At 66.2% G+C, this 8,374-nt stretch carries 5 protein-coding genes; 4 read left to right on the top strand and 1 reads right to left on the bottom strand.

Annotation, left to right across the window (positions count from 1 at the left end; translation table 11 throughout):
* The 3 genes from ACI2LP_RS33520 to ACI2LP_RS33510 all read left to right on the top strand — a co-directional run.
* Window positions 1-922, top strand: a 922-nt coding sequence (locus ACI2LP_RS33520) for an RICIN domain-containing protein (protein ID WP_404728312.1), incomplete at its 5' end; no start/stop codon positions are given.
* 574 nt (window positions 923-1,496) lie between these two features.
* Window positions 1,497-2,972 carry a carbohydrate-binding protein gene (locus ACI2LP_RS33515; RefSeq protein WP_404728311.1) on the top strand — a complete coding sequence of 492 codons (1,476 nt, stop codon included), beginning with the start codon at window positions 1,497-1,499 and terminating at the stop codon, window positions 2,970-2,972.
* 1,139 nt (window positions 2,973-4,111) lie between these two features.
* Window positions 4,112-5,881, top strand: a complete 1,770-nt coding sequence (locus ACI2LP_RS33510) for an ABC transporter ATP-binding protein (protein WP_404728310.1) — start codon at window positions 4,112-4,114, stop codon at window positions 5,879-5,881.
* Here the strand turns inward: ACI2LP_RS33510 and ACI2LP_RS33505 are convergent.
* The gene (locus ACI2LP_RS33505) at window positions 5,871-6,176 is read right to left on the bottom strand and encodes a hypothetical protein (protein WP_404728309.1); all 306 of its coding nucleotides are present in this window, start codon (window positions 6,174-6,176) and stop codon (window positions 5,871-5,873) included. The two genes, ACI2LP_RS33510 and ACI2LP_RS33505, sit on opposite strands and share 11 nt — an antisense overlap.
* A gap of 472 nt (window positions 6,177-6,648) precedes the next feature.
* Between ACI2LP_RS33505 and ACI2LP_RS33500 the strand changes: the two genes are divergently transcribed.
* On the top strand, window positions 6,649-8,374 hold a 1,726-nt coding region (locus ACI2LP_RS33500; protein WP_404728308.1), incomplete at its 3' end, for an alpha-L-fucosidase.

Below are 8,374 nucleotides of genomic sequence, written 5' to 3'. Positions count from 1 at the left end.
CAAGCGGCTGGGCTCGGCGCTGCCGACCAGCGTGCTGCTGTGGGGCAGTTCGGCGTATGTGGCAGCCCGGATGGCCGAAGCCGGCGCGAGTGCCGCCGGTGCGGCGATGGCACCCGGCACACCGGGCGGCACGGGGTGGTGGCCGCCGGCCGCGGGCTCCCCGCTCCGCTCGGGCGCGCTCGCCGGTGGCGTCGTCACCGCCCTCGGCATCGCCCTCCTCGTCCTGCCCATGCCGTTCGGTGACGACGGCACCGAGTCCTCGCCCTCGCAGGCGTCGCCGGCCGTGACGGACGTCGAGCATCCGCCGCCCGTCACCATCACGGCCACCCCTTCCCAGCAGACCCCTTCCGGCCAGGCCCAGCCGGCCGTCCACGCAACGGGCACCGCATCGGGGAAGCCGACCAAGCCGTCTCCCACCGGGGCCGGCCTCGGGACCGTCACATGGTCGGGCACCCTCCGCAACCGGGGAATCACCACGAAATGCGTCGAGCCCGCCGGCACAGCAATCGTCCAGAACACGTGCGACGGCAGCAAGGACCAGGTCTGGCAGACCGTGTCGTCCAAGACCAGCAAGGACTACAGCCGGCTGCGCAACGCCGCCACCGGCGAGTGCATCGACTACGGTGCAGCGACGTACCACTCCGGAGCCGCCGGCAAGGATGTCATCGACGTCGGAATGTGCCCCTGCCGCACCGAGGACGAAGGACAGCTGTTCCGCTTCGACCTGTGGTGGGTCGAAAACGACGGCAGCTACCTGGTTCGCGCCGACCGAACGGACGGCAAGCCCTGGGACGAGATGGTGCTCGGCATGCTGGACTGGTGGGAGGGCGGCGACCCGCCGCCCGAGACGAACGCCCCCGTTGTGCTCACCTACAACTACTACAACGCCACACGGCTCCGCTATTTCGTCGAGGGCAGGTGACAGGCAGGCTGGGCCGGACCCCGTACCAGCCCGTCACTCAACGGCACACGGGCCCCACTCGGCAAAGCCTCGGCAAAGCAGCGGGATGGACGCCGTCGAACACCCTCCTCTCCTGTGACCAGCCAAACACGCATAACGAGGGGGACTCGGTGGCCCGAAGGGTCCTCACGCACCACGTCCACCAGCGCTTCAGCGACGCGCCCTGCGTTCGGCGGGCGCGGAGACCACTGTCCGTTGCGACCAGACCGACGCGGCTTCGGTCACCGCAATGCCGGTTCCCGAAGCGGGTTCAGCACGTTGGGTGTATGCGGTCATGAGGTCCGCCATCGGCGGCCGCACGGCGTATATCACGGCCGGTGCCGCAGCCAGATCCCCGCGTCGGTGCTACCGAATTCAACCAAAGCGAGTATGACCACAATTCCTTGCCGGCTGGGGAGCAGCGTCTCAGCCGGCAGGGAGGGTGGCGCCGTGTCGGGTTCACCGATGGCGCCACCGGACTTGAGTGGAAGGCTCCTCAATGCAATTGCTCTTGGGCTCGCGGCCGTCACAGCAACCTCTCTCCGACGCTGCTGTGATGATTGCGTTGCGCAAAGGCCGGATCGAATTCTTTCGGCATCTCTACCGCCGCCACTACGCCGCAGTGCAGGCATACGCCTCCCAATGCGTGAGAGGTCCGCTGCCTGCGCAGGAGGTGACGTCAGATGTTTTTGCGCACCTGCTCCAACAGTTGGTGTCCGGGGAATCGCTCATCGAGCGTCGTCATCCGGGATGCCTGCGACCTCAGTTACTGGGGAAGGTCCGCACCGCCGCGATCAATCGCTGGCACCGGGAGCGCGACACGCTGTCGCCGGACTTCCAGGCCTGGGTCGCGGCAGGATCACGGTGGCCGTGGGGCGAAGACGGCCAGCTGGCTCTCGCGTACGAGCGCCTCCCGGCCACCACTCAGTGCCTGCTGTGGCACTCGGTGGTGGAACGGGATGATCCCGCGTTCACGGCACGCATCACGGGCCTGGATCACCATGCGGTTCCGGCTGCGTGCAGCCAGGCCATGACCGCGCTGCGCCAGGCCCGTGCGGACCTGTACCTCGAGCGGCTGGAGCGTGCGGACTGCAGGGATGTGATCGAGCGGCTGACCCAGCGGCCTGAGGCGGACCCGGCTGAAGGATGGGGCCATCTCCGCGCCTGTCCGGCCTGTGCAGCTGTCTACAAAGACCTGTCCCAGCTCGACGAGCAGCTCGAAGCGCAACTGCCGGTACGGCTGTTGGGATGGTGGACGGGACAGCAATACCTGCATGCGAAGGCCGCCATCCCCATACCCCTGGGCGATCCGCCGTTCCTGGCAAGGCTGCTGGAGCGAGGCCGGGCCGATGCCCCCGCAGAGCCCTCGCGTGTACGCCGGGCCACTCCGGGGAGCCGGGGGAACCGGGGACGAAGCAGGGCAGCGTCCCCGCAGTTTCCTCGTCGCTCCCGGGCCGCTTTCGCGGTGGCGGGCTTCCTGGTCGGCGTTGGCGCGGGCGTGCTCCTGCTGACCGCTTGTGACCCGCAGCTCGGAGCGCGCATGCAACCGCCCCCTGCCTCCGGACCTTCACCTGCCCCGGACGACCCGCCGTCACAGCAGGCAACACCTCCTCATGCGCTCTCGGCCCGATTCCCCGTCCAGGTCAATGCGTACACATCGCAGCAGGGGACAAGCGCCGGCCCCGACCCCGGTGCCCGCGCCCTCGGAAGCTCTTCTGTCCTGCGTTACGACCGGGTCGATTTCTCCACCGTCCGAGACACCCTCGCCGTGGCGAGGCTCGCGGGGCCGTCGGGCGGCGGTGCCCGGATAGAGCTCAGGCTCGATTCCCCTGCCCGACCACCGCTGGCACAGATCATGCCAAGTGCCGACGGTTCCGTGAACGACATCTCGGTGCCCATCACCCCCGTCGTCGGCGTGCACCGCCTCTACGTCACCGCGCACTGCCCGACGACCGATCGATGCGTCGAACTCTATGCGTTCGGTGCCGCACCGTCGCTGTCTGAGACTCTGCTCGCCCTTCACCGTCCATAGGGAGCGTCATGCCCCTCATCCGTGGCCACCACCGGGCAGCCACGACTTCCTTGTTGCGTGCGAAGAGGCCGACCTGGTGGAAGCCGAAGGTCCGGACTAACAGCATTCTCCGGCAACAGCGCGCAGCAGTCCAACGGCAACCGGCCCTGGCACTCGACGAGCTCGATGCGGACCTCGTCAGTATCGACGGTGCGCGAGAGGTCATCCGTATCGCAAAGCCTGATTCGCCCCGCCGCACAAACCGAACAAGACGGCGGATGCTGTTTGTTGCGTCCCTTCCTTCAGGCGCTTAAGCGCTGATACGAGTCGCGCCAGGGACGAGTCGAGTTCCCAGCAGAATGCTGGTCGAGAGAAACCTCGACCGGCATTTCTGCGTTGCCCGGGCGGGACGTGCGCACATGCACAAGCGACGCTCCGTCAGAATCCAGAAAAATTCCATGAGTTCCGTTGAGTGGGTCTGGATCCGCATCCGTACTATCAGGTGACGGTTGCCAAGGATCCGGCCCAATGAGGTCGTCACTCGAGGCAACCGGAAAGTGGGGTCTGACGGCCCCTGAGATCCAGCATGGAAAGGAAGATAAGTCATGGGATTTAATCTCTTCGGGCTCGGCCGGCAGGGTGCCGGGCTCGGCCAGCAGGGTGGCGGGCGTGGCAGGCAGGCCGCCGGGCGCTGCCGACGTGGCGCTGGTCAGGGCGTGCGGGGCAACGGCCGCGGCCAGGTCCGCGGGGCAAATGGCGCCCGCAGGCGCGCCTGCCGGTAACCGTTCTGCGGACACGAGAGATTCCAGTCGGCTCCGGCAGCCGGCCCTGCGGATGACAACGCCGGATTTCTCTCCGTCCGCCTGACAGGGACTCGGAGATTGATACCGTCAGCCCCCTCTGGCGGACATCAACTCCGATCACCGCAACGAAAGGGCCGCGGCCGCAGCATGAATTGCTGCGGCCGCGGTCTGCCGGGGGACGGCTCGGCTTCGGCAATCGCAGCACTCCAACCCAACATCGGTTATATGCGCCAGATGAACAAATCAGTCATGCCCACAGTCGCAGTCACACACGGACAGCGAGTCCGTCACGCGAGAACATCGTCTGTTGCCAGCTTCAAGGAATTCTGGCCATTGGCCCGGAAGAACAGACCCGCCATGGCGGCGACCTTATTGTTGCTCATGCTCTCCGCGGGTTTCCAGACAGCCTCCATCTGGCTGGTTTCCTACCTCACCGACAATGTGCTTGTCGGCGGCAGGGTTTCTGCGTTCTGGCTGCCCGCCGCGACATGGCTCGCCTTGGCGGTTCTGGGTGGACTGGCGGGATTTGCGGGCGGATACCTCGCCGACTGGGTGAGTGAGCACTTCCTGCTTCAGTTGCGTGACCACACCTTTCAGCACCTGCAGAAGCTTCCTCCGGACTATTTCGGAAAGCGTGGGATCGGCGACCTGGTGGCGCGGCTGACAGGCGACATCGAGGCCGTGGAGTCCCTGGTCACCTCCGCTCCGGTAGCAGCAGTGACCGCCACGTTCGAGATCATGTTCTTCACCGTCGCTGCCTTCTGGATCAGCTGGCCGCTCGCCCTGGCGACAGTCGCTGCCGCTCCGGTGTTCTGGCTGGTCGCTCGTGCCTTCTCCCAGCGCATGCGGACCGTGACCCGGCAGGAGCGAGACAGCAACGGACAGCTCGCCTCCCTGCTGGAAGAGAACCTCACCAACATGCCCGTTGTGCAGGCATACAACCGGCAGGAAGCAGAGCGCGCACGGGTGCACCGCGAAGGGCGGACATGGATGCGTGCGAATCTACGCCAGGCGCTCCTGGACGGTGCGTATCGGCCCCTCAGTGGGTTTGTCGAAACCCTCTGCGTCCTGCTCGTCATGGGCATCGGAGCCTGGCAGATCTCTGCTGGTCGGCTCACCATCGGCGGCCTCCTTGCCTTTTCGGCGTACGTCGGACATCTGTATCCCCAGTTGGAGCAGGTCAGCGCACTTTTGATCCAGACGTCGTCGGCGACGGCTTCAGCGGAACGCGTCCTTGAGGTGCTTACAGCCCGGCCCGTTGACGCACCCGCGGACGGTCTCGTCACCGTCGATGACGGTCCTGCTGAACGCATTTCCCTTGACAAGCCGCACCTGAGAAAGGCCTGTCCGCGGCGACACGCGGCCTTGGGGGCCCGTCGGGGCTCCGGCATGCGCCCCACGGCACCGCACACGCCAAGCCCCGGCCGGCCGGCCCCGTCAGAAGCCCTCGCATCGGTTCGTGGCTCGATCACCTTCGAAGGTGTCAACTTCTTCTATCCCGGTGCAGCCCGACCATCGCTCTGGGAAGCCTCGCTCACCGCTGCACCCGGTCAGCTCGTTGTGATCACGGGACCGAGCGGGGCCGGCAAGTCCACGATCGGCAAGCTCCTTCTACGCTTCTACGCTCCCTCGGCCGGCCGCATTCTTCTCGACGGTCTGGACATTGCCCCGATGACGGCGGCATCACTGCGCCAAAACGTCTGTCTCCTGCCGCAGGAAAGCATGCTCTTCGAGGGGACGATCCGGGAGAACATCGCCTACGGTCGCCCTGACGCCGACGACGAGCAGATCACCGCAGCCGCCAAGGCCGCCGACGCGCACGATTTCATCAGCGCCTTGCCTGACGGGTACGCCACCTCCGTCGGCCGGCAAGGCCAGTTCCTCTCCGGAGGGGAACGCCGTCGGCTGGCCATCGCACGTGCCATGATCCGTGACGCACGGGTCCTCGTCCTTGATGAACCCACTACGGGCCTGGACGACGAATCCGCAGAGCGGATCACGGAACCCCTTCGCCGCCTGACCACCGAGCGCACCACGTTCCTCATCACTCACGACCTGCGACTGGCCTCTTACGCCGACACCATCATCGAGGTGGATGCGGGAACACTGACGACGATCACTCCCTGACGCGGGCTGTGCAGCCCGCTGCCGCGCTGCCGACGCTACGGATGATCTTGTAGTTCTTCGTGCGGTCGAAGGCATGCCCGACGCGGGCAGGGACCCGGCAAGGTTCCGCGTCGTCCTTCTCCTTACCCGACAGGAGTGGCCGGCCGGGGCGTTTACGGTGCGGGACGATGAGACCGGTGTTGATGTACGCGCCTTCGCCCAGCACGGTGACTCCTTCACACCGCTCGCGGAGCAAGGCGACGAGCTGGTCCTCCCCGGCTGAGGCCGTGGACGGCGTGTTCTTCTCGGCGGCCATGAATGGATCCCTTCACGGGAGGCGATGCCACGGGACGTGCTGATCGGGATCTGGGGTTGGGCCGTCAGCCCTGGCGGACAGACGGGGGCGTGCAGCAGGCTCGCTCGCACGCGCTCTGCGTCCCAGGCCGTGCCGAGGTCGGCGAGCCGTTGTGCGCTGTCGGCCAGTTCGTCCGGCAGAACCGTGTCGCCGGCGGCGACGGTTCCGACACCTCGTCGCGGGCCTGTGAAGGACAGGACCGGACCCGCACACACCCCATCAACTCAACCCCGCAGGGCCCGACTTGGTAAAGTGTTGGCAAAGCGGCGGGATGGCTGCCGTCGGACACAGTCCTCCTTGGTGGCCGCCGAAAAGGAATTCATCCGATGCTTCGCTGTGTCGCTGAGCCCTTGGGACCGAGCGCGGCCCACGCGTCCGCAGGCCGGAGATCCCGTCAGCCACTCCCCACCACCTTCTACCCGAGGAGCCCGCCATGCCCTCTGCCCCCCTCAGCAGACGCTCTCTCATCAAGGCCGCCGCGCTCGCCGGCGGCTCTGTGGCCTTTGGGGTGCCGCAGGTCCTGTGGCCCGCCACCGCCGAGGCGTACGCCGTCGCTTCAAAGCTCGACTGGTGGTACCAGGGCCGGTTCGGGATGTTCATCCACTTCGGGTCCTACTCGTACCTCGGTCACGGCGAGTGGGCATTCCAGCAGGAGAACTGGAGCAAGGCCAACTACCAGGACCAGGTCAGCAAGAGGTTCAACCCCACATCGTTCAACGCCGCCGCCATCGCCGAACTGGCCAAGAACGCCGGCATGAAGTACCTCGTGATAACCGCCAAGCACCACGAGGGCTACGCGATGTGGGACTCCAACGTCCCTGGCTTCACCGATACCACCGGCACCAAGCTGTACAACCTGCGCGACTACAGCGGTGTTCAGACCGACCTGCTCATGGATCTCAAGACCGCGTGCGAGAGCCGTGGCATCAAGTTCTGCCTGTACTACTCGATATTGGACTGGAATCACCCCTCCCAGACCATCCGCGGCGGTCTCACCAGGATGTCCTCGCTGGCCGCCCGCGCCGCCTACATCGCCGACATGAAGGCCCAGCTTCAGGAGCTGCTGGACCGCTACGACCCGGCACTGCTGTGGTTCGACGGCGACTGGTTCGCCGAACCCTCCAGCCCTACCCTGGACGACTGGTGGCTCACGTCGGACGGCGCCGATCTCTACAACTGGCTGATCGCCCGTAAGCCCAGCCTCATCATCAACGAACGGGTCAAGCGGGACAGGGGTCTCGGCGACTACGTAACCCCGGAGTTCGCTATGCCCACCCAACCGTTGGACCGGCCATGGGAGAAGTGCTCCACCATGAACGGCGCCTGGGGCTACGACGCGTCGCATGAGAACTCCTACAGATCTGTCAAGGACGTCGTTCACGAGCTCGTCACGGCCGTTTCTCGGGACGGCAACCTCCTGTTGAACATCGGCCCCAAGGGCGATGGCTCGGTCACAGCCGGATCCAAGACCATCCTCGATGGCCTGGCCTCATGGATGTCGACGTACAGCGACAGCATTCATGGGGCCGACGGCAGCCCGTTCGCCACCGAGCCCGCCTGGGGGAAGGTCACCAAGAAGAACGGCAAGCTCTTCGCCCATGTCTTCACCTGGCCCGCCAACGGCGTTCTCCGGATCCCGGCGATCGACAACGCGGTCGGCCGCGTCTACCTGATGAACAACCCCTCCGGAGCCATGAGCTCGCTCCCGTACACCGTCACCGACCAGATCAGCGTCACCGTGCCGACCACCGCGCCGAACGCCAACGACTCCGTGGTGTGTGTCGAGACCACCGGCATGCCCGTGCGAGTGTCCGCGACGGTCTTCCAACACGTCGGGTATTCCGGGGCCCGCGCTGTCCTGCCGCTGGGCGGCTACACCTCTTCCCAGTTGTCGGCCGCAGGAGTTGGACCCGGCGTGATCTCCTCGATCCTGGTGCCCCGCGGTTATCAGGTGACGGGCTACTCCGGCGACAACTTCACCGGCACCGCTTGGACGTTCACCGCGGACACACCCGATCTGCGCCCGAAGGGCAACAATGACGCCATCGCCTCGCTGAAGGTGACGTTCGACCCTGCCGAGTACTTCCGCCTGATCAACGTCACCGACTACCTGGTCCTCGACAGCGGCGGCAGTGTCCCCGAAGGCTCGAACCTGAAGC

Origin of the sequence: Streptomyces sp. NPDC019890 (genome assembly GCF_044903445.1) — a bacterium.
In the GTDB taxonomy this organism is placed as follows: domain Bacteria; phylum Actinomycetota; class Actinomycetes; order Streptomycetales; family Streptomycetaceae; genus Streptomyces.
The sequence above is the reverse complement of the archived record's forward strand: the minus strand, read 5'-3'. Positions and strand labels throughout refer to the sequence as shown.